Annotated in this window: 22 protein-coding genes, 3 tRNA genes and 1 other annotated feature; of the genes, 22 read left to right on the top strand and 3 right to left on the bottom strand. The window is 52.7% G+C overall.

Annotated elements, in window-relative coordinates:
* The first annotated feature begins 377 nt into the window (after nucleotides 1–377).
* The 4 genes from BLQ59_RS10435 to BLQ59_RS10420 all read left to right on the top strand — a co-directional run bounded on the left by BLQ59_RS10435 (nucleotide 378) and on the right by BLQ59_RS10420 (nucleotide 6282).
* Nucleotides 378–977 carry a cytidylate kinase-like family protein gene (locus tag BLQ59_RS10435; RefSeq protein WP_014425560.1) on the top strand — a complete coding sequence of 200 codons (600 nt, stop codon included), beginning with the start codon at nucleotides 378–380 and terminating at the stop codon, nucleotides 975–977.
* Between the two features lie 17 nt (nucleotides 978–994).
* Complete coding sequence (locus tag BLQ59_RS10430; protein ID WP_256324657.1) at nucleotides 995–2431, top strand: glycoside-pentoside-hexuronide (GPH):cation symporter; 1437 nt, start codon at nucleotides 995–997, stop codon at nucleotides 2429–2431.
* Nucleotides 2432–2799: 368 nt separating this feature from the next.
* Entirely contained in the window at nucleotides 2800–4086 is a 1287-nt protein-coding gene (locus tag BLQ59_RS10425; RefSeq protein ID WP_074572839.1) for a PLP-dependent aminotransferase family protein, read from the top strand.
* Nucleotides 4087–4239: 153 nt separating this feature from the next.
* Complete coding sequence (locus BLQ59_RS10420) at nucleotides 4240–6282, top strand: methyl-accepting chemotaxis protein (protein ID WP_074572838.1); 2043 nt, start codon at nucleotides 4240–4242, stop codon at nucleotides 6280–6282.
* 135 nt (nucleotides 6283–6417) lie between these two features.
* Here the strand turns inward: BLQ59_RS10420 and trpS are convergent, their stop codons facing one another.
* Complete coding sequence (gene trpS / locus BLQ59_RS10415) at nucleotides 6418–7428, bottom strand: tryptophan--tRNA ligase (RefSeq protein WP_074572837.1); 1011 nt, start codon at nucleotides 7426–7428, stop codon at nucleotides 6418–6420.
* A 57-nt stretch (nucleotides 7429–7485) separates the two neighbouring features.
* Nucleotides 7486–7721, bottom strand: a binding site (T-box leader).
* Between the two features lie 221 nt (nucleotides 7722–7942).
* On the opposite strand from trpS, the gene BLQ59_RS10410 reads away from it, so the two are divergent.
* The 14 genes from BLQ59_RS10410 (at nucleotide 7943) to BLQ59_RS10345 (ending at nucleotide 20244) form a co-directional block, all read left to right on the top strand.
* A complete protein-coding gene (locus tag BLQ59_RS10410) occupies nucleotides 7943–8329 on the top strand; it encodes a response regulator (protein ID WP_074572836.1) in 387 nt (128 codons plus the stop codon).
* Nucleotides 8319–8957, top strand: coding sequence for a chemotaxis protein CheX (locus BLQ59_RS10405; protein WP_074572835.1), 639 nt, complete (start codon nucleotides 8319–8321; stop codon nucleotides 8955–8957). The genes BLQ59_RS10410 and BLQ59_RS10405 overlap by 11 nt, the downstream gene beginning before the upstream one ends.
* A gap of 110 nt (nucleotides 8958–9067) precedes the next feature.
* Nucleotides 9068–9796, top strand: a complete 729-nt coding sequence (locus BLQ59_RS10400; protein ID WP_074572834.1) for an ABC transporter ATP-binding protein — start codon at nucleotides 9068–9070, stop codon at nucleotides 9794–9796.
* 15 nt (nucleotides 9797–9811) lie between these two features.
* The gene (locus BLQ59_RS10395; RefSeq protein ID WP_074572833.1) at nucleotides 9812–10738 is read left to right on the top strand and encodes a SufB/SufD family protein; all 927 of its coding nucleotides are present in this window, start codon (nucleotides 9812–9814) and stop codon (nucleotides 10736–10738) included.
* A gap of 104 nt (nucleotides 10739–10842) precedes the next feature.
* On the top strand, nucleotides 10843–10980 hold the full coding sequence (gene scfA, locus BLQ59_RS10390; protein ID WP_065813989.1) for a six-cysteine ranthipeptide SCIFF: 138 nt from the start codon (nucleotides 10843–10845) through the stop codon (nucleotides 10978–10980).
* Between the two features lie 80 nt (nucleotides 10981–11060).
* Entirely contained in the window at nucleotides 11061–12461 is a 1401-nt protein-coding gene (gene scfB, locus BLQ59_RS10385) for a thioether cross-link-forming SCIFF peptide maturase (RefSeq protein WP_074572832.1), read from the top strand.
* A 285-nt stretch (nucleotides 12462–12746) separates the two neighbouring features.
* Nucleotides 12747–13757, top strand: a complete 1011-nt coding sequence (gene gap, locus BLQ59_RS10380) for a type I glyceraldehyde-3-phosphate dehydrogenase (RefSeq protein ID WP_074572831.1) — start codon at nucleotides 12747–12749, stop codon at nucleotides 13755–13757.
* 106 nt (nucleotides 13758–13863) lie between these two features.
* Nucleotides 13864–15057: a phosphoglycerate kinase gene (locus BLQ59_RS10375; RefSeq protein ID WP_074572830.1), complete on the top strand. Its 1194-nt coding sequence runs from the start codon at nucleotides 13864–13866 to the stop codon at nucleotides 15055–15057.
* Nucleotides 15058–15089: 32 nt separating this feature from the next.
* Nucleotides 15090–15839, top strand: a complete 750-nt coding sequence (gene tpiA, locus BLQ59_RS10370; protein WP_074572829.1) for a triose-phosphate isomerase — start codon at nucleotides 15090–15092, stop codon at nucleotides 15837–15839.
* Between the two features lie 32 nt (nucleotides 15840–15871).
* Nucleotides 15872–17401 carry a 2,3-bisphosphoglycerate-independent phosphoglycerate mutase gene (gene gpmI / locus BLQ59_RS10365; protein WP_074572828.1) on the top strand — a complete coding sequence of 510 codons (1530 nt, stop codon included), beginning with the start codon at nucleotides 15872–15874 and terminating at the stop codon, nucleotides 17399–17401.
* Nucleotides 17402–17524: 123 nt separating this feature from the next.
* A complete protein-coding gene (locus BLQ59_RS10360; RefSeq protein WP_014425545.1) occupies nucleotides 17525–18220 on the top strand; it encodes an iron-sulfur cluster assembly scaffold protein in 696 nt (231 codons plus the stop codon).
* Nucleotides 18221–18368: 148 nt separating this feature from the next.
* Nucleotides 18369–19370 (top strand): GGGtGRT protein, encoded by a 1002-nt coding sequence (locus tag BLQ59_RS10355; RefSeq protein WP_074572827.1) that lies wholly within the window; start codon nucleotides 18369–18371, stop codon nucleotides 19368–19370.
* A gap of 157 nt (nucleotides 19371–19527) precedes the next feature.
* Complete coding sequence (locus BLQ59_RS10350; RefSeq protein ID WP_143005337.1) at nucleotides 19528–20097, top strand: hypothetical protein; 570 nt, start codon at nucleotides 19528–19530, stop codon at nucleotides 20095–20097.
* Between the two features lie 71 nt (nucleotides 20098–20168).
* Nucleotides 20169–20244: transfer RNA gene (locus tag BLQ59_RS10345), tRNA-Thr, on the top strand.
* A gap of 125 nt (nucleotides 20245–20369) precedes the next feature.
* Here BLQ59_RS10345 and BLQ59_RS10340 read toward each other — a convergent pair.
* Together BLQ59_RS10340 and BLQ59_RS10335 are read right to left on the bottom strand one after the other, a co-directional pair.
* Nucleotides 20370–20460, bottom strand: a tRNA-Ser gene (locus BLQ59_RS10340).
* Between the two features lie 8 nt (nucleotides 20461–20468).
* Nucleotides 20469–20557: transfer RNA gene (locus BLQ59_RS10335), tRNA-Ser, on the bottom strand.
* A 399-nt stretch (nucleotides 20558–20956) separates the two neighbouring features.
* Here BLQ59_RS10335 and ftsZ point away from each other — a divergent pair.
* The 4 genes from ftsZ to BLQ59_RS10315 are packed head-to-tail and all read left to right on the top strand — an operon-like array spanning nucleotide 20957 to nucleotide 25635.
* On the top strand, nucleotides 20957–22102 hold the full coding sequence (gene ftsZ / locus BLQ59_RS10330; RefSeq protein ID WP_074572825.1) for a cell division protein FtsZ: 1146 nt from the start codon (nucleotides 20957–20959) through the stop codon (nucleotides 22100–22102).
* 19 nt (nucleotides 22103–22121) lie between these two features.
* Nucleotides 22122–22868 carry a tRNA threonylcarbamoyladenosine dehydratase gene (locus BLQ59_RS10325; RefSeq protein WP_371118285.1) on the top strand — a complete coding sequence of 249 codons (747 nt, stop codon included), beginning with the start codon at nucleotides 22122–22124 and terminating at the stop codon, nucleotides 22866–22868.
* Nucleotides 22865–23830 (top strand): NAD(P)H-dependent glycerol-3-phosphate dehydrogenase, encoded by a 966-nt coding sequence (locus BLQ59_RS10320; RefSeq protein WP_074572823.1) that lies wholly within the window; start codon nucleotides 22865–22867, stop codon nucleotides 23828–23830. Before BLQ59_RS10325 ends, BLQ59_RS10320 begins: the two co-directional genes overlap by 4 nt.
* A gap of 50 nt (nucleotides 23831–23880) precedes the next feature.
* Nucleotides 23881–25635 (top strand): sensor domain-containing diguanylate cyclase, encoded by a 1755-nt coding sequence (locus BLQ59_RS10315; protein WP_074572822.1) that lies wholly within the window; start codon nucleotides 23881–23883, stop codon nucleotides 25633–25635.
* The last annotated feature ends 36 nt before the right edge of the window (nucleotides 25636–25671 follow it).

Genomic DNA, 25671 nt, shown 5'->3' with positions numbered 1-25671 from the left:
CTGAAAGACGCGCCGTTGGCCTGCCCGGCGCATCCAGCTAAATAACTCTAAACTGCCAGGGAGGGACGTTTAGCGGAAACAGCAAAAGTACTCCCCCGTGAACCCCTGACTGCGTATAAACGGGATAACTTTGGCTCGAACTAACCAACAAACTGCAATTTATATATGTGAATGGCAGACTCTGGCATTAAAAACTGAAAATTACTATTTTTATTAAACATATTGCATTATTTCCGAAACACGCTATAATAATAGATAAGGAAATCGTTTACTATTGATTAAAGCGAGAATGATTTCAATGGTAAGGCGATATTTATTTTTTAGGTCTAAAGAAAACGTTTACATTTATTTTCCAAACACAATGAGGGGGATTCAGAATGGAAAATACTGTTATAACCATCAGTCGTCAGTATGGTGCTGGTGGACGTGAACTGGCAGAGATTATGGCCAAGAAGCTGGGCATCAAGCTCTATGACCGTCAGATCGTCCATATTGCCGCAGCCAAAATGGGCATTGACGATTTGAGCGAGGAAGAACTGCTGGAGATGGAAAATCAGGTCAAGCCGTTGTCGCTGAGCTTTATCCCGTTCCATTCCTTCGGCACGCATATGGGCAGCTCCAGTCAGGAGATGTTCATGAGCGAGTCGGCGGCCATCCGCAAGATTGCCAAAGATGGTCCATGTATTTTCCTGGGACGCAGTGCGGATTATGCTCTGCGCAAATTAGATAACGTTTTCTCTATCTTCGTCTGCGCAGATGATGATTTCCGCGAGAAGCGTGGCCAGGAAGTCTATGATGGCAAGAGCCTCAAGGAACTGGACAAGGAAGATGAGAAGCGCGCCCGCTATTACAACTATTACACGGGCCGCACCTGGGGCGCTGGGGAAAATTACGATCTGGTCGTGAATACCAGCTCCGGTGACTTGGAAAAAATCGCAGATGGGCTGATTGCCTATATGCGTGAGATCAAAGGCTGATTGGGGGAGGCTTTTTTATGGAGGCAGTAGCAGTGGCAGAGAAAAAGAGCAGCATGTGGCCGCGTATTGCATATGCTTGCGGCACCTTTGGCCATGACGTATTTTACGCCATGTTGGCAACGTATTTCATGATTTTCGTGACGAGTAACCTGTTCTCGTCCAACAATCCCAGCCGGGATGCTTATATGATTGGTGTGGTTACGACCATCATCATGGTTCTGCGTGTGGCAGAACTCTTCATCGATCCGTTTATGGGCAATATCATCGACAAGACGAAAACCCGTTGGGGCCGTTTCAAGCCCTGGGTTATCGTGGGTGCGTTCGTAGCAGCCATCACGCTGGCCGCTCTGTTCACGGATTTCGGCGGCCTGACGGTTTCCAATCCGACGCTTTATTTGATTCTTTTTGCAATCGTTTACTTCATTATGGACGTGTTCTACTCCGCTAAAGACGTAGCTATCTGGTCCATGATTCCGGCACTGTCCTTTGATTCCCATGAGCGTGAGATCACGGCCACGGTTGCCCGTATCGGATCTGTGTTCGGCGGTCAGCTCGTTACGATCATGGTTATGCCGATTGTCCTGTATTTCTCCGTCAATCAGAATGGCGGTGCTGGCGATCCGCAGGGCTGGTTTGCCTTTGCCTGCATCGGCGGCGGTATTGCAACGCTGGGCGCAATCATCCTGGGCATTGGTACGAAGGAACAGGATTCGGCTCTGCGTGAAAACAAGGTTGATACTTCTTTTAAAGATGTGTTCAAGGTCCTGGCCAAGAATGACCAGCTGCTGTGGATTGCCTGCGCTTATTTGATTTTGGGCTTAGGTCAGAATATTGTCAATAACTTCAATCTTTACTATTTCATCTATGTTATCGGTGATGCAACGAAATTCTCCATCTTAGGTATCATCAACGTCGTAATCGGCCTGATGGCTGTGGCTCTCTTCCCGGTACTCACGACGAAATTCAGCCGCCGCAAACTGTTCTTCAGCTCTCTGGCTATCATGACGGCTGCACTGATTCTCTATGCACTGTCCGGCACCAATGTTTGGATGGCTCTGGTTGCTGCTGGTCTCTTCAACCTTCCGCAGCCCCTTATCTTCCTGGTGGTTCTCATGACCATCACGGACTCTGTGGAATATGGCCAGTTGAAACTCGGTCATCGTGATGAAGCGGTCTGCCTCTGCGTACGTCCGCTGGTGGATAAACTCTCCGGTGCCGTTACGGGTGGTATCGTAGGTCTGACGGCTGTATGGGTCGGTATGACCGGCGGTGCTACGGCTGCAGACATCACGGCTGGCAGCCTGCTGAAATTCCAGCTCATCATGTTCGCGATTCCGGTAATCCTGCTCGTGATTGCAGCCTTTGTTTATCGCGGCAAGGTTACGCTGACGGAAGAAGAACATGCCCGCATCGTGGAAGAACTGGAAGAAAAATGGGAAGACATGAATAAGTAAGATTACCCTTATGGTTCGTCGTGCAAGGCGCGTGGCGGGGAATACCTGCCCTGCGCTTCGGCAACGGGCTGAAAATATTTTTCCTCTTGGATGAGTCATTAAAAGTCAAAACTCGCTGCGCTCAAACAGCTGACTTTTAATGACTCTTTTTGTGGTGGAGGAAAAATATTTTCTTAACGCCCATTGCCTTACGCTCCGGTCAGGCATTCCCCGCCACGCTTGCTTCCGGTAATGGGAGCGCGTCTGAATTGAGTGAGCGAAAGACTGATAAGGAGCAGGAATTTTGCCGTTCTTTATCGAATTACATTTGTGATAAAAATAAATGTATCTTATATAAAAATAGTCATAGATTAGAAAGGACAGTACATATGACCAATGAGAAAATCCTGACGAAATTAGAATCCTTTGATCCTGAACTCTGCGGGCAGTTGAAGCGGGCGCTCAAGCAGCAGCGCATCACCTTGTCGTTGATACCGACCACGAATGCGGCTTCGCCGTTTGCTGCGTTCCTGAAGGGCAGTACGCTGGGGGATGAGATCATTGACCATCATAAGACGCATCATCGCAGTTCGCTGGAGCGGCTGGCGGTGGCGCGGGCCAAGGAGCTTTATGGGGCAGAGCATGCGATCGTGCGTACCGGCAGTCTGGCGATTGCTTCCCGTGTCGTGATGCTGGCGCTGTTGAAAAAGGGAGACACGGTGCTTTCCTTCAACCTGCGCAAGTCGGAGCATTGCACTGGCGATCTGCAGTATGATTTCGTGAAGTTTGGTGTGGAGCCGGATACGCTGGAGCTGAATTTTGCGAAGGTGCAGGCGCTGGCGCATAAGCATCGTCCGGATATGATCATCTATTCGCCGGTCAACTATCCGCGCAATATTGATTATGCCCAGCTGCGCAGGATTGCTGATGAGGTCGGGGCATATCTATGGATCGACCTGGGGCAGAATTCCGGGCTGGTGGCCGCGGGCAAGATCGCTTCGCCGGTTTCTTATGCAGATGTGGCGACCTTTGCGGCCAGCGATGCCCTGCATGGACCGCAGAATGGTATTATCCTTTGCAAGGAAAAGATCGCGGAGCTTCTGGACAGGACCGTGATTGAGACGGGGCATAGCTCCCTGAAGAAAAATGTACTGGCGTCCCTGGCTTTGGTATTCAAGGAAGCAGATTGCATGGAATATCAGGATTATGCCCAGCAGGTCCTAGACAATGCCCGGGGATTGGAAAATGGGCTGCTCAGTGCCGGTTGCAAGCTCTTGTGCAGTCCGACGGAAAATCATCTGGTGCTGGTGCAACTGCCGGAAGGTACGGACGGGGAAGATGTGGCCGATAAGCTGAAGGAAGCCGGGCTTTTGGTCAAGGCGGAGACATTGATGACTTCCGAGGATAATATCAGCTATCCGATCTTGCGCCTGTCCAGTCTGGACAGTGCGACACGTTTCCTGCAGGCGGAGGAAATGGAGGAGGTCGGCAGGATACTGGGCCAGTTCCTCAATTCGCCGCAGGATGAAGCGGCCATGCAGACCGTGAGCAAGTTCATCAAGAAACTGGTGGAGGATCTGCCACTGTTCGCCGAAGACTGGTTGCCGGAAATGGAGGCATTTGATGACGGCGATGCCGAGATGGCGATGCGGGCGATGATTCACTGGAATATTTAATTCGTGGTGATACTTTTCTTTGGCGCAAAGAAAAGTATCCAAATACCCTTGCGGGCACAGGCGAAAACGCGGACTGAAATCACATCACGTGATTTACGTCCGCAGGCGCCCCTCCATGGGCGCCGGAATGCGATACTAGGGGGAGGGGATATAATGGCTGAGCAGGTTATTCCGGAACGGGGACGGACGGTTAAGGCGGAGATCTTACTTTTTGTGATTCCAATCGTGGTTATCGGGCTTATGTTGATGGCGGGGATTATTTTCCGTTATGTGGGTTCTACCTTTGAGGAGCAATTGACGACCAGTTCCCTGCGGAATGCGCAGGAAGTGGCCAGCGGGGTATCGTCGTGGCTGGATGCGCGGATGCTGGAGACGCAGACAGCAGCTTCTCAGCCAGCGGCCAAGAATCTGCAGAATGCGCCGGAGCTGATGAATGAGAATAATGTCTACCGGCTCAAGCTGATGGAAAAGATTTATCCTGGTGTCTATGACAGTGTGAGCTGGGGGCCGTTTGATGGTTCGGGAGTGCTCTATGGGCAGACCAAATCCGGTTTCAAGGAGATGCATAATGCGGATAAAGCCTGGTATAAGGAGACCATGACGGGAGCCAAGGACAGCTTTATGGCCTCGCCAGTCATATCGCAGGCTACCGGCAAGATCATCGTCAATTCCATCGCTTTGGCCAAGGATAACAACGGCGCCAATGTCGGCATGGTACTGGCGGCTATCTATGTGGATGCCGTGATGGAGAAGGTTAGTAACTTCAAGCTGGGGGAAAAAGGCTATAGCCTGCTGGTTTCCAAAGAGGGTACCTATATTGTCAATCCCGATGAAGCGTCCATCATGAAGAAGAAGATTTCTGAGGACGATGATCCGGCCGTGCGTACGCTGGGGGAAAAGATGCTCTCCGGCGAGGCTGGTGTCTATAAATTCACCCGTGCTGATGGGGAAGATATGATTGCCTTCTATAATCCCATCAAGGCAACAGGTTGGGGCATGGCCACGGTGGCCTATCAGGATGAGCTCTTTGCGCCGGTGGCTACGGTGCTGAAGATCATGACGTTGATTTCTTTGGTGCTGATCGTGCTGATTTCCCTGGGCGTCTGGATCACGGTCAACCGTTCCATGAGACCGCTGGCTGTGATGATGGACGAGATGCGTCTGCTGGCGGATGGCGATTTCCAGGATCGTCCGGCGCAGATCACGGTCAGCAATGAATTAGGTCAGCTGGCCGGGGCTGTGCGCTCCATGCGGCAGGGCGTGCGGAAGGTGCTCTATAATGTCAGTGCTTCCGCCGAAAGCCTGTCGGCGGCGTCGGAAGAACTCAATGCCACCAGCGACCAGTCGGCACAGGCCTCCAATCAGGTGGCCGACAGCATCGTGAAAGTGGCGCAGGGCACCAGCGAACAGTTAGAAGCCGTAAGCTCCACCTCCGAAGCTATCGAAAATCTCAATGACAATATCCAGGGGATTGCCGGCAAGGCCGATGCCGCAGCTGCTAACAGCCGGGAAGCATCCGCTGTGGCCCGGGATAGTGGCAGGACGCTCAACGAAGCCATTGGCCAGATCAAGCGGATTGAAGAATCCACCAAGGAATCCACCAAGGTGGTTACGGCGCTGGGCGAACGTTCCAGCGAAATCGGCCAGATCGTGGATACGATTTCCAGCATTTCCGAGCAGACCAATCTCTTGGCGCTCAACGCTGCTATCGAAGCGGCCCGGGCTGGGGAACATGGCCGCGGCTTTGCCGTGGTGGCCGATGAAGTCAGGAAGCTTGCCGAATCCTCGCAGGAAGCTGCCCATCGCATTGCCACGCTGATCGAAGAGACACGCCGGGATACGGACAGTGCTGTAGCTGGTATGCAGGCGGGCAGTGAGGAAGTCCGCGTGGGCACGGAAAATATCATGTCCATGGGCGAGTCCTTCCGCAAGATCATCGAGATCGTGGAAAATGTATCGAGCCAGGTGCAGGAAATCTCTACGGCCATCACGGGTATGGCCGAGAGCGGGCAGCAGATCGTCAGCAACGTCCGCACCATCGGCGAAACAAGCCGCAGTGCTGCTGAAGAGGCAGAGACCGTATCGGCGGCCACCGAAGAACAGAGTGCCTCCGTACAGGAAATCGCCCATGCCAGCAACGAGCTGGCCAGGATGGCGATGGATCTGCAGAGAGAAGTGCAGAAGTTCAAGGTATAATAATGTTGAGGGAATGTATATGCTAAATCCCGAGGGGGATGTTCCTGCGCTAGTACGCGCTTCGCGTGTAAAACGCGCAGGAACATCCCCCTCGGGATTTGTGTTACGTTTTTGAATTCGTTGTATTTGGGCCGATTAACGGATTTCCGGTAGCAGACCGACTTTTTTCTTGGCCTTGGTCAGCGTCTTGCGGGCGATGTATTCGGCCCGTTCCGCGCCCTGCTTCATGAGTGCTTCGAGGTGCTTGCGGTCCTTCATCAGTTCGTTGTATTTTTCGCGTACGGGTTTGAGCTCATCGGCGACGGCCTGGCCGACTACGGCCTTGAAGTCGCCATAGCCTTTGCCGGCGAATTCGGCTTCGATTTCTGCCATCGTTTTTCCCGTAATAGCGGAATAAATGGTCATCAGGTTGCTGACGCCGGGCTTGTCCTCGCGGAAGCAGACCACGGCTTCGCTGTCGGTGACGGCGCTCTTGAATTTCTTGAGGATGACGTTTTCCTCGTCGAGGATGGAAATCGTCGCCTTGGGATTGGTGTCGGACTTGCTCATCTTGCTCGTGGGCTCCTGCAGGCTCATGACGCGGGCACCGGCCTTCGGGAAGTAGCCTTCGGGCAGCTTGAAAATCTCGCCGTAGTTATGGTTGAAGCGGGTGGCGATATCGCGCGTGAATTCGAGGTGCTGTGTCTGGTCAGCGCCAACGGGTACGTAGTCAGCCTGATAAAGTAAAATATCACCAGCCATAAGTGCCGGGTAGGTGAAGAGGCCGGCATTGATGTTTTCAGGATGCTTGCTGGATTTGTCCTTGAACTGCGTCATGCGGCTGAGCTCACCGAACTGGGAGCAGCAGCTCATGATCCAGCCCATCTCGGCATGGCTCTTGACATGGCTCTGGACGAAGACCAGGCTCTTTTCCGGATCGATGCCGCAGGCCAGGAGCAGGGCGAAAGCCTGCAAGGTCTGCTGCTTGCGCTTGGTGGGATCGATATGGATGGTCAGGGAGTGCAGGTCGGCGATAAAGTAATAGCAGTTGTATTCCTCCTGCATCTTCTGCCAGTTCTTGACGGCGCCCAGATAGTTGCCCAGCGTGAAGACGCCTGTGGGCTGGATGCCGGAGAGGATGATCTTTTTCTCAGTTGCGTTTTCCATGATATTAGCTCCTTTGTTTGCCGGGGAACTAAAAAATCCCCGACAGAAAATATTTCTGTCAGGGACGAATTCTTCGCGGTGCCACCCTGTTTCATGGTCATACCATGCACTTAGCGAGGTACTAGCATACCTCCGACAACTAACGGGTGTCCTCCGTCGCAGCCTACTAGGTCTCAAGACTTTTCAGTGCGCCCTCGGCGGTCCATTTGCCAGCTTGTGTTTTATCCGGATTGCAGCGCCCCGGACTCTCTGAGAAAGCATGACTGACGTTATCTCCGCGTCAACGGTTTCTTATGTGAAAATAATAGCACCAGGAGACTTGTTTTGTCAAGAAAGTGTGAAGGAAAATAAAAATACCGTGGCGAATAATACAGATTACAGGTAATTGCTAATCTTTTACTATGAAATCTTTGCGAGTCAAGCCGATAGGCGCAGGATCGCTTAGATTTCGTGTAAGGGCGTAGTGCAAAACAACGTTTTGCATGGAGTTTATTTCGCTGGGGAGGCGGCCAATTTGGATAGAAAACTGCGGGTACTGATTACGGATGATTCGAAGCTGCTGCGCAAGAAACTGCGCCAGGAGCTGGAATCCTTGGACTGTGAGGTGCTGGAAGCTCAGAATGGCAAGGAAGCAGTGATGCTCAATCTGGAAGAACAGATTGACTGTGTATTCTTAGATATCGTCATGCCGGAAGTGGGCGGCATCGAGGCTCTGCAGGTGATAAAGGAAGTGAATCCGGATCTGCCGGTGGTCATGCTGTCTTCGGCGGGTACGCCGCAGAAACTCATGACTACACTCAAGATGGGGGCCATGGATTTCATCCAGAAGCCCTATACCAGTGAGCAGATCAAGAAGGCTGTGGAGACGGTGCGAAGGAAGGTCGCTGCGAATGACCAGTAATTTCAGCATAGTCCAGTGTATCTTCAACCGGGGAAATTATTCGCAGGAGGAAATGCGGACGATACTTGCGAACGCTGAACTGGATGAATCATCTGCTGCACAATTGCTCGCAGATGATGCGATGGATGTCAGTCCTGTGCGTACGGCGGTGCTGAAGGCCATGGGGGACCGCTATATTCCGGCCTGTCAGTATTATGTCGATTATGTGGAGCTGTTCATCCATTCGTTGAAACAGCTGCTGCATACGGAGGCCGTGGTGGAGTCTGTGCTCTGCGAGGAGGATGAGGCGATGCCCTGTTATGCGACGTCTCAGCGTCTGAGCGGGGATATCAGCATCGTGGGCGGCTTTATCGCCACTGAGCCGGTCTATCTGAAACTGGCAGAGCGCTACAGCGAGGAAGAACTGCCGGAAATGGATGAGATGGCCAGGGACAGTCTGGAAGAATTCATCAATGTGCTCAATGGCATGTTCAGCGTGGAGCTCGGAGAGAAGAAAATCGAAACGGACCTGGAACTGCCCCGCTTCGGGGAGAATGTCACGCCGAAGGGCAGCCATCAATTGCGGCTCAGGGTGCATAGTTCCGTAGGCTCATTTCAGATAGTTATAGCCACAGATGAATTTTTTTGAGGAAAAATCGTCAGGAGAAGCCTGCTTGACCTATTTATGTATAGGCAAGTGGGCTTTTTACGTGGTATAATTATAAAGAGTATTAATGAAATAAAAGGGAGAGCTGAAATATGCTGGAATTGAAGAATATTTCCTTCCATGTGACCGAGGGCGACAGCCAGGTGGATATCATCCAGGACCTGAGCCTGGTCGTGGACAATCGGAAATTTGTGGTTATCACGGGGCCAAACGGCAGCGGCAAATCCACGCTGGCCAAGATCATTGCGGGCATTGAGCAGCCCACTTCTGGCCGGATCTATCTGGACGGGCAGGATATCACCGACAAGAGCATCACGGAACGTGCGCAGATGGGCATCAGCTTTGCCTTCCAGCAGCCGGTGCGCTTCCGGGGCTTGCAGGTTATCGACCTCCTGCGGCTGGCTGCCGGAAAGAAGATTTCCCATATCAAGGCCTGCGACTATCTTTCGGAAGTGGGGCTTTGCGCCAACGACTATCTGAACCGCGAGGTGAACAGCTCCCTGTCGGGCGGCGAACTCAAGCGCATTGAGATTGCGACGATTCTGGCGCGCAAGACCAATCTGTCCATCTTCGATGAACCGGAAGCCGGTATTGACCTCTGGAGCTTCCAGAACCTTATCCGCATCTTCGAGAAAATGCGTCAGGAAATCCAGGAAAGCTCCATCATCATCATTTCCCATCAGGAACGCATCCTGCAGATTGCCGATGAAATCATCGTATTGGCTGACGGCAAGGTGCAGGAGCAGGGGCCAGGCAATGTGATCCTGCCTAAGATCATGGATACCGAAGTCAGCATGCCCATGTGCCGGAAGTTTCAATAAAGGGGGATACACTTGATGGTAAAGATGGATGAAATTCAGAGAAGATTATTGCTCGAAGTGGCAGACCTCCATGATGTGCCGCAGGGCGCCTATAACCTGCGGGCCAATGGCAAGTCGGTAGGGCGCAGCAACAGTGCCAATATCGAAATCACCTCCAAAGAGGACGGCAGCGGCATTGATATCCACATCAAGCCTGGCACGAAGAATGAGAGTGTGCATATTCCCGTGGTCATGAGCGAGAGCGGCCTTAAGGAAACGGTCTATAACGACTTTTATATTGGCGAAGGGGCAGACGTGGTGATCGTGGCTGGCTGCGGCATCGACAACTGCGGTCATCAGGATTCGGAACATGACGGCGTGCACCGCTTCTTCGTGGGCGAGAATGCCAAGGTCAAATATGTGGAGAAGCATTATGGTTCTGGTCAGGGCGATGGCCAGCGCATCTTGAATCCGGTCACGGAAGTGACCATGGAAGCAGGTAGTTCCATGGAAATGGAAATGGTGCAGATCAAGGGCGTGGATTCCACGAGCCGCACCACGAAGGCCAATCTCAAAGCCGATGCCAGCCTGATCGTGCGGGAACGCCTGATGACGCATGGCACGCAGTATGCCTATAGCGAATACGAGGTGTGCCTGGATGGCGAAAACGCCAGCGCTGATGTGGTGTCCCGCGGCGTCGCCAAGGACAAGTCCTATCAGAAACTGGATCTGCGCATTGTGGGCAATGCGGCCTGCCATGGCCATACGGAATGCGATTCCATCATCATGGATGAGGGACGTATCCTGGCGGTACCGTCGTTGGAGGCCAATAATGTAGATGCCATGCTCGTGCATGAGGCCGCTATCGGCAAGATTGCCGGCGATCAGCTCATCAAGCTGATGACCTTGGGACTGACGGAAAAAGAAGCCGAGGAGCAGATTGTCAACGGGTTCCTGAAATAACCTGAAATAATTTTCGGCGAATTTTCTTATAATTCCCTTGTGTTATCGTGTATTTCGCGTTATACTATGTAGAAGATTCTATTTTTTGATAGGAGGGCTAGATGATGAAACACATCAAGACGGTCAACAAACCATCCATGCAGAAGACCCTGAAAACCGGCGGTTGCGGCGAATGCCAGGCTTCCTGCCAGTCCGCGTGCAAGACTTCCTGCACGGTAGGCAATCAGGTTTGCGAAAAGTAAGCAATTGCTTTATTATGGGCCTTCCCCCTGGGGGAGGGCTTTTTACTTTTATTTCTGCTTTGTGTTAGTTAGGAGTTATAATGAAAGCTAAGATTCATAAATTCGTGCAGAATGGTACCTATATATTATTGGATATCAACAGCGGTGCTGTGCACGTTATCGATAAAATGATCTACGATATCATGGATACCTTTGACGGGGAAAATGATGCCGCTGTTGTCGCTGCTTGGCAGGACAGCTATAAGAAGGCAGACCTGGAAGAAGCTCTGGATGAACTCCATGCGCTGATGGATGCCGGTGAACTCTTTGCTCCGGACATTGATGTGCCGCCGACGTTCAAGCAGAAGGGGCTCGTGAAGTCCCTGTGTTTGATGATTGCTCAGGACTGCAACCTGCGCTGCAAATACTGCTTCGGCGATGGTGGCAGCTACGGTCAGGAACGCGCCATTATGAGCCCTGAGACGGGTAAAAAGGCTGTTGACTTCCTTATAAAGAGCAGCGGTCCCCGCAAGCATCTTGAGATGGACTTCTTCGGCGGTGAACCGCTGATCAACATGAAGACCGTCAAGGCGGTGACGGAATACGCCCGCCAGCGCGAAAAGGAAACGGGCAAGAAGTTCAAGCTGACGCTGACCACCAATGGCCTCTTATTGAATGATGAAAACATCAAATGGCTCAATGACAATGACTTCTCGCTGGTGCTGTCTCTCGATGGCCGCAAGGAAGTCCATGATGCCATGCGTCCGGATGTGGGCGGCAATGGTTCCTATGACCGGGCCATCAAGAACTTCCATAAATGCCTGGATTCCCGCAAGGGCGGCGATTGGGACTACCGCGGTGTCTACACCTACCTGCGCGGCACCTACACGAAGAACAATATGGACTTCACCAAGGACGTGCTCTCCATGAATGATGAGGGCTTCGATATCCTGTCCATGGAGCCGGTTGTGCTGAAGGACAGCCCGCTGGGCTTCACGGAGGAAGACCTGCCGCGCATCTATGCGGAATACGACAAGCTCACCGAAGCTTATATGAAACGCCATCACGAGGGCAAGGGCTTCTTCTTCTTCCATTTCAATATGGACTTGTCCAACGGCCCCTGCGTAGCCAAGCGTCTGTCCGGCTGCGGCGCTGGCCATGAGTACTTCGCCGTGGCCGAAAATGGCGACCTCTATCCCTGCCATCAGTTCGTGGGGCGTGAGGGCTATCGTCTGGGCAGCCTCGACGAAGGCGTGACCGATACGAAACTCCCGCAGTACTTCCGCGAGAGCCATGTGCTCAACAAGGAAAAATGCCGTGACTGCTGGTCGAGATTCTTCTGCTCCGGCGGCTGCCATGCCAATGCCGACCTGTTCCATGGCGATATCCGCAAGCCGTATGAGATCGGCTGCGAGATCCAGAAGAAACGTCTGGAATGTGCCATCTATGTACAGGCCATGCTGGAACTCGAGAAGCTGGAAAAAGAAGACGAGTTGGCGTAAGGTATAAATGATATTTATATCATAGCGAAGAAAAGGACAATGCTCAGGCATTGTCCTTTTTTTATTGCATCCTATCATTGCTATTGTTTTTCAGCATTTATAACAAACTTAGCTCTTAAAATCTCTTATTATATCGTTGTTGTGAATTTTTTGAAAAAACATCCCTGCGTTCATCGAATAATTGCTTTAATTTATGATAAAAAGATTGACATTTGCGGGGGAGTTATTGTATTATAGTCTCTGTAAGAACTGAAACTTCTAAAAAATTTAGGGGGTATTTTTCAAATGGCAGTAAAAGTTGCTATCAATGGTTTTGGCCGTATTGGCCGTCTCGCTTTCCGTCAGATGTTCGATGCAGAGGGTTATGAAGTAGTTGCAATCAACGACCTCACGAGCCCGAAAATGCTCGCACACCTGCTGAAGTATGATTCCACGCAGGGTAAGTACAAATACGCTGACAAGGTTGAGGCTGGCGAAGACAGCATCACCGTTAACGGCAAAGAAATCAAAATCTATGCTGAAAAGGATGCAAAAGACATTCCTTGGGGCAAGCATGATGTAGACGTAGTTCTCGAATGCACTGGTTTCTACACTTCCAAAGAAAAGGCTTCTGCACATCTGGCTGCAGGTGCTAAGAAAGTTGTTATCTCCGCTCCGGCTGGTAATGACCTCCCGACTATCGTATACAACGTTAACCATGAAACCCTGACGAAGGAAGACAAGGTTATCTCCGCTGCATCCTGCACGACGAACTGCCTGGCTCCGATGGCTAAGGCTCTGAATGACCTGGCTCCGATTCAGTCCGGTATCATGTGCACGATCCACGCTTACACTGGCGACCAGATGACTCTGGATGGCCCGCAGCGTAAAGGCGACCTCCGTCGCAGCCGTGCAGCAGCTTGCAACATCGTTCCGAACTCCACGGGTGCTGCTAAAGCTATCGGCCTCGTAATTCCTGAACTGAAGGGCAAACTGATCGGTGCTGCACAGCGCGTTCCGACCCCGACTGGTTCCACGACGATCCTGAACGCTGTTGTCAAGGGCGACGTTACGGTTGAACAGATCAACGCTCAGATGAAGAAGGAAGCTACGGAATCCTTCGGTTACAACACGGAAGAAATCGTATCCAGCGATATCGTTGGCATGCGTTTCGGTTCCCTGTTCGATGCTACGCAGACGATGGTTAACCCCGTTGAAGGCGGCACGCAGGTACAGGTTGTATCCTGGTACGACAACGAAAACAGCTACACGAGCCAGATGGTTCGTACGATCAAATACTTCGCTGAACTCGGCTAATAATTTGATTGTAGCGTAAAAACTTCATAAAACGAAGATCTATTGAGGTCCGGCCTATAGAAGTGTATTGGGCCGGACCTCAATTTTTAATGCTGGAGGTTTACAAATGGATAAGAAAACCCTGAAAGATATTGACGTCAAGGGCAAAAAAGTATTTGTCCGCGTTGACTACAACGTTCCGTTCGATGAACATCAGAACATCACCAACGACACGCGTATGGTTCGCACGCTGCCGACCATCAACTACCTGCTCGATAACGGCGCAGCTGTAATTCTGGCTTGCCACATCGGCCGTCCGACTGAAGCTCGTGAGCCGCAGTTCTCCACGAAGCACCTCGTAGCACATCTGTCCGAACTCCTCGGCAAAGATGTAAAATGGGCTGCTGACTGCGTAGGCCCCGAAGCAGAAAAAGCTGCTGCTGACCTCAAGCCCGGCGAAGTTCTGCTCCTCGAAAACCTCCGTTATCACAAGGCTGAAAAGAAAAATGACCCCGAATTTGCCAAACAGCTGGCTAGCCTTGCTGACGTTGCTGTTGACGATGCTTTCGGTGTATCCCATCGCGGTCATGCTTCCAACGCTGGTATCGCACAGTACACGGAAGTGGTTGCCGGTTTCCTGATGGAAAAAGAAATCAACTACATTGGCAAGACCCTCGAAGCTCCGCAGCATCCGTTCGTGGCCATCATCGGCGGTGCAAAGGTTTCCGATAAAATCGGCGTAATCAGCAACATGATTGAAAAGGTTGACAAAATCATCATCGGCGGCGGCATGGCTCATACGTTTGACGCTGCCAAGGGCCTGCCCATCGGCGCAAGCCTCTGCGAACCGGATAAGTATGACCTGGCTCGTGAACTCTTAAAGAAAGCCGAAGAAAAGGGCGTAGAAGTAATCCTGCCGGTTGACCTCGTTATCGCTGACAAATTCGCTGCTGATGCCAACACCCAGACCGTTGATGTGGACAAAGTTCCTGAAGGCTGGCAGGCACTCGACTCCGGCGAAAAGACTTCCGCAAAATATGTGGAAGCGCTCAAAGGTGCTAAGACGGTGGTTTGGAACGGTCCTATGGGCGTGTTCGAATTCGACGCTTTCGCTAAAGGCACCCTGGCTGTGGCAGAAGCTGTTGCTAAAGCAACGGACGAAGGCGCTATCTCTATCGTTGGCGGTGGTGACTCCGTAGCAGCTCTGAAGAAGACGGGCCTCACGGACAAGATTTCCCACGTATCCACTGGCGGCGGCGCAACGCTTGAATTCCTCGAAGGCAAAGAAATGCCGGGCGTAGCAGCTATTGCAGATAAGTAAGAAAAAATAAAGATTATTGGGAGGCTATTATAATGGCTAGAACTCCGATTATTGCAGGCAACTGGAAAATGAACAACACGATCAAGGAAGGCGTAGAGCTTGTTAAGGCTCTGGCTCCTCTGGTTAAGGATGCTAAAGTAGACGTTGTGGTTTGCCCGACGGCTACGGCTCTTTCCTCCGTTTGTGAAGCAGTTAAAGGCACCAACATCCATGTTGGCGCACAGAACGTGCATTGGGAAGCAAAAGGTGCTTTCACGGGTGAAATCTCCACGGGTATGCTCAATGAGATCGGCGTAGATTACGTAGTTCTCGGTCACAGCGAACGCCGTGACTACTTCGGTGAAACGGACGAAGGCGTGAACAAGCGCGCTCGTGCTGCTTTCGCTGCTGGCATCACCCCGATCATCTGCTGCGGTGAAAGCCTCGAAATCCGCGAAGCCGGTACCTACATCGACCATGTAGTTGCACAGATTAACGCTGCTCTCGAAGGCTTCAAAGCTGACGAAGTTGCAAAACTCGTTATCGCTTACGAACCCATCTGGGCTATCGGCACGGGCAAGACGGCTACCTTTGACCAGGCTGAAGAAGTCTGCAAAGCTATCCGCGAAGCTGTTGCCAAGAAATTCGACCAGACGGCAGCTGACGCTATCCGCATCCAGTACGGCGGCAGCGTAAAACCGGCTACGATCAAAGACCTCATGCAGCAGCCGAACGTTGACGGTGCTCTCGTAGGCGGTGCTTCCCTGAAGGCTGAAGACTTCAGCGCTATCGTTAACTTCTAATCTGTGTTTCTTAGAAGGAGCATATAAAAAACATGGCAACTCTTAAAAATGCACCAGTGGCCCTCATCATCATGGATGGCTGTGGCCTCGGTGACAAAACCGACAAGAACAATGCCGTACAGGTAGCCAATACCCCTGTACTCGACGGACTTCTTGCAAACTATAAGACCAGCCAGCTGCAGGCTTCTGGCGAATTCGTCGGCTTGCCTGATGGTCAGATGGGCAACTCCGAAGTTGGTCACACCAACATCGGTGCTGGCCGCATCATCTATCAGCAGCTGACTCGCATCACGCGCGACATCAAGAATGGCGACTTCTTCAAGAACGAAGCCCTGATGTCCATCGTGAACGGCGTCAAAGAGAAGAACGGTGCCCTGCATCTGATGGGCCTCGTATCTCCGGGTGGCGTACACAGCCATCAGGATCATCTCTATGCGCTGCTGGAAATGGCCAAGAAAAACGACGTCAAGGAAGTCTATGTTCATGCATTCCTCGATGGTCGTGATGTGCCGCCCCAGAGTGCTCAGCCTTTCCTCGAAGAACTCGAAGCCAAGTGCAAAGAGATTGGCGCAGGCTGCATCGCAACCGTCAGCGGCCGTTACTATGCTATGGACCGCGACAACCGTTGGGAACGCGTGGTCAAGGCTTATGAAGCCATCACTCATGCCGAGGGCGTCAGCGCTGACAGCGCTGTAGCAGGCCTCAAGGCAAGCTATGACAATGAAGTCAACGATGAATTCGTTGTTCCGTTCGTCGTCAAAGGCTATGAAGGCATGAAGAATGGCGACGGCGCTATCTTCTTCAACTTCCGTCCGGACCGTGCCCGTCAGCTGACGCATTCCTTCGTGGATGAGACGTTTGATGGCTTTGAACGCGACGAAGACCTGAAGATCCCGTTCGCTACCTTCTCCCAGTATGAGGACGGCATGAATGCACTGGTTGCATTCCCGCCGGAATCCATTGAGAACACCCTGGGTGAGATCATCCAGAACAAGGGCATGACGCAGCTGCGCATCGCCGAAACCGAGAAGTACGCACATGTTACGTTCTTCTTCAACGGCGGCGTGGAAGAACCCTACAAGGGTGAGGATCGCATCCTCGTTCCGTCCCCGAAGGTTGCTACTTACGACCTCCAGCCGGAAATGAGCGCTGTGGAAGTTACGGATAAAGTTGTGGAAGCCATCAAATCCGGCAAATACGATTTCATCATCCTCAACTATGCAAACTGCGACATGGTAGGTCATACCGGCGTATTCCCGGCTGTTATCAAGGCTGTGGAAACGGTAGATACCTGTGTAGGCCGTTTCGTGGATGCTATCCGCGAAGTCGGCGGTGAAGTCTGCATCACGGCTGACCATGGTAATGCTGACAAGATGATGGACTATGATAACGACCAGCCCTTCACCAAGCATACCACCAACCCGGTACCGTTCATCGTGGTATCCGACCGCGTCAAGTCCGTCAAGGACGGCGCCCTCTGCGATATCGCACCGACTCTCCTGACGCTGGCAGGCGTAGAGATTCCGGCTGAAATGACGGGCAAGAACCTGGTTGAACTTTAATTAGCAGGACAGAGGCAAGCTCCCTTGAGCAAGGAGGTCAGGCATTCCTGCCTGACCATGCTAGCCCCTTGCCCAAGGCAAGCCCTCTAGTGTTATATTTTAGAAAAAGAGAGGAAACGAACAATGATTGCTTATTCACAAAAAGTGGAAGACATGGCATGCGTAGCCCAGGAAGTACACCATGGTGCTGCTCCCATTCCTGAAGAAGGCAAATGGGTAAAATCCAAAAACGTACAGGACATCAGCGGCCTGACTCACGGTATCGGCTGGTGCGCACCTCAGCAGGGCGCCTGCAAGCTGACGCTGAACGTTAAGGAAGGCATCATCCAGGAAGCTCTCGTTGAAACCATCGGCTGCTCCGGTATGACTCATTCCGCAGCTATGGCAGCAGAAATCCTGCCGGGCCTGACGGTTCTCGAAGCTCTGAACACTGACCTCGTTTGCGATGCCATCAACACCGCTATGCGCGAACTTTTCCTGCAGATTGCCTATGGCCGCAGCCAGACGGCATTCTCCGACGATGGTCTGCCCATCGGCGCAGGTCTCGATGACCTGGGTAAAGGTCTGCGCAGCCAGACGGGTACCCTCTACAGCACGCTGAAGAAGGGCCCCCGTTACCTCGAACTTGCAGAAGGCTATGTAACGAAACTCGGCCTGGACAAGGAAAACCGCGTAATCGGTTACGAAGTTGTTCAGCTGGGCAAAGTTATGGAAGCTGTTCGTGCCGGCAAAGATGCTAACGAAGCTATCAAAGCCAATACGAGCACGAAGGGCCGTTTCGCTGACGCTGTTAAGACGATCGATCCGCGCGAAGAATAAGATCGACCACTTTGCCTTCCACTTAGGGGGCGACGAAGTCGCGGGAGTCCAATGGACTCCCCGGACGTGACAGCCCAAAGGGCTGGCGGATGAGGTGGATTATCGACTATTCGTAAAGTCACTGTAAGATAAGAGAGGAATGAATAGAATGTCATTATTCGAAGGCTATGAACGCCGTATTGACCAGATTAATGAAGTTTGCAAAAAGTATGGTATTGCTTCCATCGAAGAAGCAAAAACCATCTGCGATGAAAAAGGCGTAAAAGCTTACGACATCGTAGGCGACCTGCAGCCGATCGCATTCGAAAATGCAAAATGGGCTTATACCCTCGGCGCTGCTATCGCAATCAAGAAGGGCTGCACGGCTGCTGCTGACGCTGCCAAAGCTATCGGCGAAGGCCTCCAGGCTTTCTGCGTACCGGGCTCCGTTGCTGACCATCGTAAAGTAGGTCTGGGCCATGGTAACCTCGGCGCTATGCTTCTGTCCGAAGAAGCTGGCTGTTTCGCATTCCTGGCTGGTCACGAATCGTTTGCCGCTGCTGAAGGTGCTATCGGTATCGCTCAGACGGCTAACAAAGTTCGTAAGAACCCCCTGCGCGTTATCCTGAACGGTCTGGGCAAAGACGCTGCTCAGATCATCAGCCGCATCAACGGTTTCACGTTCGTTGAAACCGAATACGATTTCAAGGCTGACAAAGTAAACATTGTCAAAGAAATCGCTTACAGCGATGGCCTCCGTGCTAAAGTTCGCTGCTACGGTGCCGAATCCGTACAGGAAGGCGTTGCCATCATGAAACTCGAGAACGTGGATATCTCCATCACGGGTAACTCCACGAACCCGACCCGCTTCCAGCATCCGGTTGCAGGCTGCTACAAGAAAGACTGCATCGAAAACGGCAAGAAGTACTTCTCCGTTGCTTCCGGCGGCGGCACGGGCCGTACGCTCCATCCGGACAACATGGCAGCTGGCCCGGCTTCCTATGGTATGACCGATACCATGGGCCGTATGCATGGCGATGCCCAGTTCGCAGGTTCTTCCTCCGTTCCGGCACACGTTGACATGATGGGCCTCATCGGCGCCGGCAACAACCCGATGGTTGGCATGACCGTAGCCGTAGCTGTAGCTGTACAGGAAGCTATGAGCAAATAATCAAGGCTTGACTGTCTAAGGCAGGATGGCTGAAAAGACTCACAAGTCTCTTTGGAGGTTTGTGAGTCTTTTTTTATTTTTCTGGCCTAGTGGCAGGAATTCAGGTCGTAATGCAGAATTATTACTAGTAGTCAATTGCAGAAAGGGTGTTTGGATTATGAATCGTTTGGGAAAGGCTTTAGGCTGTGCGTTGTTGGTATCGGCATTGGTTGGAGGAGGATCTGTGGCTAGTGCCATGAATGTCACCGGCGTCAGTAAGGCCATGACCATTGGCGATAAAACGGTGACCGCCAGCGATCAGGAGGGGAACAAGGTGAAGTTCGTCACCGATGGCAAGGTTCTGCGGCTGATGAGTGCTGATGGCACGGAGGATTATCTCTCCTTCAATAGTTTTGATGGCATCTACACCGGTGTGAGTTACAGCGTGCGGGCGATTGAGACCGCAGATCCGGCTATGCGCCTTTATGAGATAGCGGCTGACCGTCAGGGCAAGAGCTGTGGTTATTGGCTGGTGGGTAAGCATAGCAGTGGTGCCTGGACTACCTATGTATCCTGGAACAGCTTTGCCAATCTGGGATTCCGTACGGACAGATGGCATCAGCTGAAATCCACCATCGAGAATCAGCAACTGGTCGTCACGAGCTATGACAGCCGTGGCAGGATGGATTGGCGTGCCCAGGTCTTCTGGAATGATAAGGATGGCTGGTTTGGCCTGAAAAGATTTTAAAAAAAGCTATTGACAGAAGTGCCTGCTTTCGCATATAATATATTTTGTCAGTCACGGAAGTGATTGAAACTGCTGATTTAGCTCAGTTGGTAGAGCAGCTCATTCGTAATGAGCAGGTCGTAGGTTCGAATCCTATAATCAGCTCCATTGAGATTCATGGCCCCGCATGCGGGGCCTTTTTGCTGTTTGGATTTCCAGCGGATTGGGCAGGCGGGCAGCGAAAAGATGGCATCAAAAAAGCCTTCCCGGATAGGGAAGGCAAATCCTGCAAGTGGCGGAGTGGAGAGGATTCGAACCTCCGCACCGGTTACCCAGCCTAACGATTTAGCAAACCGTCCTCTTCAGCCTCTTGAGTACCACTCCGTATAGCATGGCGGAGAGGGTGGGATTCGAACCCACGGTGCCGTAAGGCATCACCGGTTTTCAAGACCGGCTCCTTAAACCACTCGGACACCTCTCCACAAAAGCAATATAATCGTAGCAGAAAAATGGAAAAAAGTCAAATGTTATTGCTATTTTTCGGGGGCAAGTGTATAATCATGGTAATGGTTTACTAATGGATAAAACGCTAGATGCACGAGATTTTGCTGGATGCGCGGTAAGGAGTGTGTATCGTGAAGCTTGACAGCTTGAAAATTGTGCTGGCATGTCTGGCAGTAGCTCTCTTTAGCTGATCTGGGGATGGATGGCGAAGAGTCGGAGCAGGGGCCCTTGGGTGCCCCTGCTCTTTCTATTTACATATGTATGTCTGATGTGGTAAAATTTTCACTAGGTGGGCAGGAATCTGCTCTGGTTATGACGAATGGTAAATAAGATTGAGCCTAGGAACCAGATGGTTCCCAAGAGAGGGGAATGATCCATGACCACAGATGATACACTTGTAAAACCAAAAGTCAAGATAAAGGTATTCGGCGTTGGCGGCGGCGGCAACAGCGTACTGATGCGCATGGGCCAGCACAATGCTTTGGATATTGAGCTCTATGCCGTGAATACGGATGCCAAGCAATTGCAGCGGGTAGAAAAAGTCGGTGTGAACTGCATTCAGATAGGTGAAGCACTTACCCGGGGACGGGGCACTGGCGGCAATATCCAGCTCGGCGAACAGGCAGCGAAGAATGACATGGCCAAATTACAGGCAGCCATGAATAGCGCGGATCTGGTCTTTATCACTGCTGGTATGGGCGGCGGCACTGGTACGGGGGCAGCCCCGATCGTAGCCCGTCTGGCCAAGGAAATGGGTATCCTCTCCGTCGGCGTGGTGACCGTGCCGTTCTCTTTTGAAGGGAACCGGAAGAAAAAATCGGCGCAGGATGGCATTACCATGATGCAGTCGCAGATGGATGCGCTGATCGCAGTGGAAAATGACAATCTGTCCAAATTGCCGGAAAATCGCCGGATGTCTTTGGTGCAGGCCTTTGAATGCGCGGATAATATCCTGAAGCAGGCAATCAACTGCGTGGCGGAACTGATCCTGACCACCGGTGTCATCAACGTCGACTTTGCCGATGTCACGACGATCTTCCGCCAGAGTGAGTCCAGTGATGCACTGCTGGGGATTGGTGTCAGTGACCGCAGTGCGGTGGACGCTGTGAAGATGGCAGCCGAGAGCCCGCTCGTGGACAAGGACTTGTCCGGTGCCCGGGGCATCATCCTCAACCTGACCGGCGACAGCACGCTGAGCCTTTATGATGTGGATGAGGCTTCCCGCTATATCGTGAAGCATACGGATCCGGAGGTCAATATCATCCTGGGCACAGTGCAGGATGAGAGTATGAAGGGCAAGGTGCAGGCGACCATCATTGCGACGGATTTTGCCGACAGCGTGGTCATGAAGGCGCCGACGGTCAAGGTGCCGGAAAGTGCCATCAAGCAGGAGACGCTGCAGAAGGAGACCTTCCAGCTGGAAACGCCGTCCTTCATGAACAAGCCAAAGGCAGAGGCAGCCCAGCCCTTTGCGATCCCCGCTTTCAAGCTGGCGGATGGGCTGGACAAGGACAAGCAGTAAGAGAGGAATAGCGATAGATTTGAGTATACATAGATTTTCCCGCACGGAACTGTTACTGGGAAAGCCTGGACTCAGCCGTCTGGCGGCTGCGACAGTAGCAGTGTTCGGCGTGGGGGGCGTAGGCTCCTTTACCGTGGAAGCCCTGGCCCGGGCTGGTGTCGGTCATTTGGTCCTGGTGGACAATGATGAAGTCAGTCTGACCAATATCAACCGGCAGCTCCATTCCCTGAGTTCCACGGTGGGAAGAATGAAGACGGAGATCATGCGGGAGCGTATCCTGGACATCAACCCTGCGGCGCAGGTAACTGTAATCAATGATTTTTATCTGCCGGATCATGCCGACAGATTTTTTATTGGCCGTTATGATTACGTGGTGGATGCCATTGATACGGTGGCGGGCAAGGTCAGCCTGGCAGTGGAATGCCAGAAGCGGCAGATCCCCATCATGTCCAGCATGGGAGCTGGCAACAAGCTGGACCCCACCCGCTTTGCGATCGCGGATATCTATAAGACGAGCGTGGATCCCCTGGCCCGCGTCATGCGCAGGAAACTCAAGGAACAGGGCGTCAAGCGGTTGAAGGTCGTTTATTCTACGGAAGAGCCGCGGCAGGTAATCCTGCCGGCTGATGGCGAGGCCGAGAAGAAGGGCAGTGCCGGACGCACCGCGCCGGGCAGCATATCCTTCACGCCTTCGGTGGCCGGACTCATCATCGCCAGCGAAGTGGTGAAGGATCTGACAGGTAATTTCGGGGAGGCAGAGAGATGAAGATTGCAGTATTAGGCTGCGGCCGCTGGGGCTCCTTTCATGCCTGGTATGCCCAGCGCATCGGCCATCAGGTGATGCTTTGGGGACGGAAGGGCTCCCACCATCTGGCCGACTTGCAGGCCACGCGGAAAAATGAGTACCTGACATTGCCGGATACGGTGGAACTTACGGATGATCTGGCGAAAGCTGTGGCCTTTGCCGAGATTGTCATCATTTCCATCAGCGCTCAGAAGCTCCGGGAATTCTGTCAGCAGCTGAAGGAACTGCCCCATCTGCAGCAGAAGCGATTCGTGCTCTGCATGAAGGGGCTGGAAATCGGCACGGGCAAACGCCTCACGACCATCATGGCAGAGGAATTGGGCACAGAGGTCAGGACCGCCGTCTGGGTTGGCCCTGGCCATGTGCAGGATTTTGTGCGGGAAATTCCCAACTGCATGGTGATTGCCGCCAAGGAAATGCAGCTGACCAAGGAACTGGTGGCAGCTTTTGCCAGCCCCCTGATTCGTTTTTACTACGGCGAAGACCTGCTGGGCACAGAGATTGGCGCAGCGGCGAAGAATGTCATGGGGCTGGCAGCGGGGATGCTCGACGGTCTGAACTATAGCAGCTTGAAGGGGGCCTTGATGGCCCGGGGCACGCGGGAGCTTTCGCGCCTGATCGAGAAGATGGGCGGCGATAAGATGACGGTGTATGGCCTGTCCCATCTGGGGGATTATGAGGCAACCTTGTTCTCTCCTTTTAGCCATAACCGCTGCTTTGGTGAGGATTTCATCCGGGGGCGGAGCTTTGCGAAGCTGGCTGAGGGTGTGTACACGGTGGAGGCCTTGATGGACATTGCCCGGGAGTATCAGCTGGAACTGCCCATCTGTGCGACGGTCTATGCGATCATCCACGAGCATAAGGAACCACAGGAAGAGCTGTTGAAATTATTTTTGCGCGACAACAAGGCGGAACTGGAATGAGCGCTGTTGCCGCCAGGATTAGGAAGGTTTTAGAAAAGGTATAAGGATCGATGAAACAATTCCCCTTTGCGATAAATACAATCAAAGAGCTGCAAGACCGTGTGGAGCAGGTGCGGGAGGAGAGCCGGCAGATGCCGGCCCTGTCCAGTGTGCTGGTGTCGGTGTTCATGGATACCAGCAAGGTACAGATGCTGCATGACATCCAGCAGGGTGTGCAGGCGGTATTTCCCGAAGCGCAGATCATCGGTGCTGTATCCAGCGGAGAACTGGTCAATGGCAAGCTGATGGAGCAGGGCGTGGTGGTCAATTTCACGCTCTTTGAGAAGTCTGCGGTGCGGGTTTTTGCCTATGATTTCCGGGAGAAGAAAAGCAATACTGCTGGCCGGGAACTGCTCTCCGTCCTGCAGGCAGACAAGGAAGCGGCAGCGGTGGAAGTGATTTCTGCCGGTTTTCATCTGGACATCAACCCATTCTTCAAGCAGTTGTCTGCTTCCCGCCGGAAGATCGTCTTCTTCGGTGGGCTGGCCGATGATGGCAGCTTAGGGAAGAACGGCTTGGTCTTCACCCATAAGGATCAGATCCGCCATGGTACAGTGGTGGCGGTCTTCAGTGGCGTGGATCTTCATGTGCAGGCCAAGTCCAGCTTTGGCTGGAAGCCCCTGGGGCGGACGATGACGGTGACCAGGATGGATGGCGATTTTTGCATGCAGGAACTGGATGGCCGTCCGCCATTGGAGGTCTTCGAGAAATATCTGGGCATCCGGAATTCAGAAAGCTTTCTGGTGGAGGCTTTGACCTTTCCCTTTTATTTCGAACGCCATGGCACGACGCTGGCCCGGCATCCCCGCCGCTGCCGCGATGATGGCAGCATGATGTTCGGCGCGGACTTCCGGGTGGGCGAACAGGTGCGGCTGGCCTATGGCGATCCGGGCGAGATCATCGACAATGCCATGTCCCTGCAGGAAAAGATGGCCAGCTTCAAGCCTGAGGCCATCTTCGTGGTCAGCTGCGTGGCCCGTTGGATGCTCCTGGGCAGTGATACGGAAAAGGAACTGGCCATCAGCAAGCATCTGGCTGCTTCGGCAGGCTTCTATGCCTATGGTGAGTTCATGCGCAATGAGAATGGGGAGATCATGGTCTCGAATATGACCTTGGTTACCATCGGCATGCGCGAAGGCCTGAGCATGGGACGGCAGTCCAATCTGGTGCCGCCGCGCCCCAAGCTCAACAAGCATCGCTCACTGATGGCCAGACTGGTGCATTTCATTGAGACGACTTCTCAGGAATTGGAGGAGTCGAACCGGAAGCTCAAGCATCTGGCCCAGATTGACCGCCTGACCGGCCTGTTCAACCGTGGGGAAACGGAGGCCAGCCTGCGAGAGCTCCTGCAGCGTGCGCAGGAATACAATGAACCTCTGTCCGTATTGATGATGGACGTGGATGATTTCAAGGTCATCAATGACAGTTATGGCCATGCCATAGGGGACGATACCTTGAAGAGCATTGCCAAGATCCTGCAGTCGAATACCCGTCGGGGCACGGATGTTCCCGGACGCTGGGGCGGCGATGAATTCTTCGTGGTCCTGCCGGGGTCTGGCAATGAGCGGGCAAGAGTGATTGCAGAACGGGTGGGACGCCTGATCAATGAGCAGGCTGTTCTGCCTGATGGCTCCATTGTCACCACCAGTATTGGCGTGGTGACGGCTGCTTCGGATGATACACCGGATACCCTCTTCAAGCGGGCGGATGGTGCGCTCTATGAGGCCAAGCAGATCCGGGGCAAGAATAATGTGGTTGTGCACTAAACACTAATGGAATAGTGCGTATTGAAGGGAGGAACA

It is taken from the genome of Pseudoselenomonas ruminantium (genome assembly GCF_900104055.1).
GTDB classification, from domain to species: Bacteria; Bacillota; Negativicutes; order Selenomonadales; family Selenomonadaceae; genus Selenomonas_A; species Selenomonas_A ruminantium_C.
Note: the sequence above shows the minus strand (reverse complement) of the source record. Positions and strands in the feature narration are given on the sequence as shown.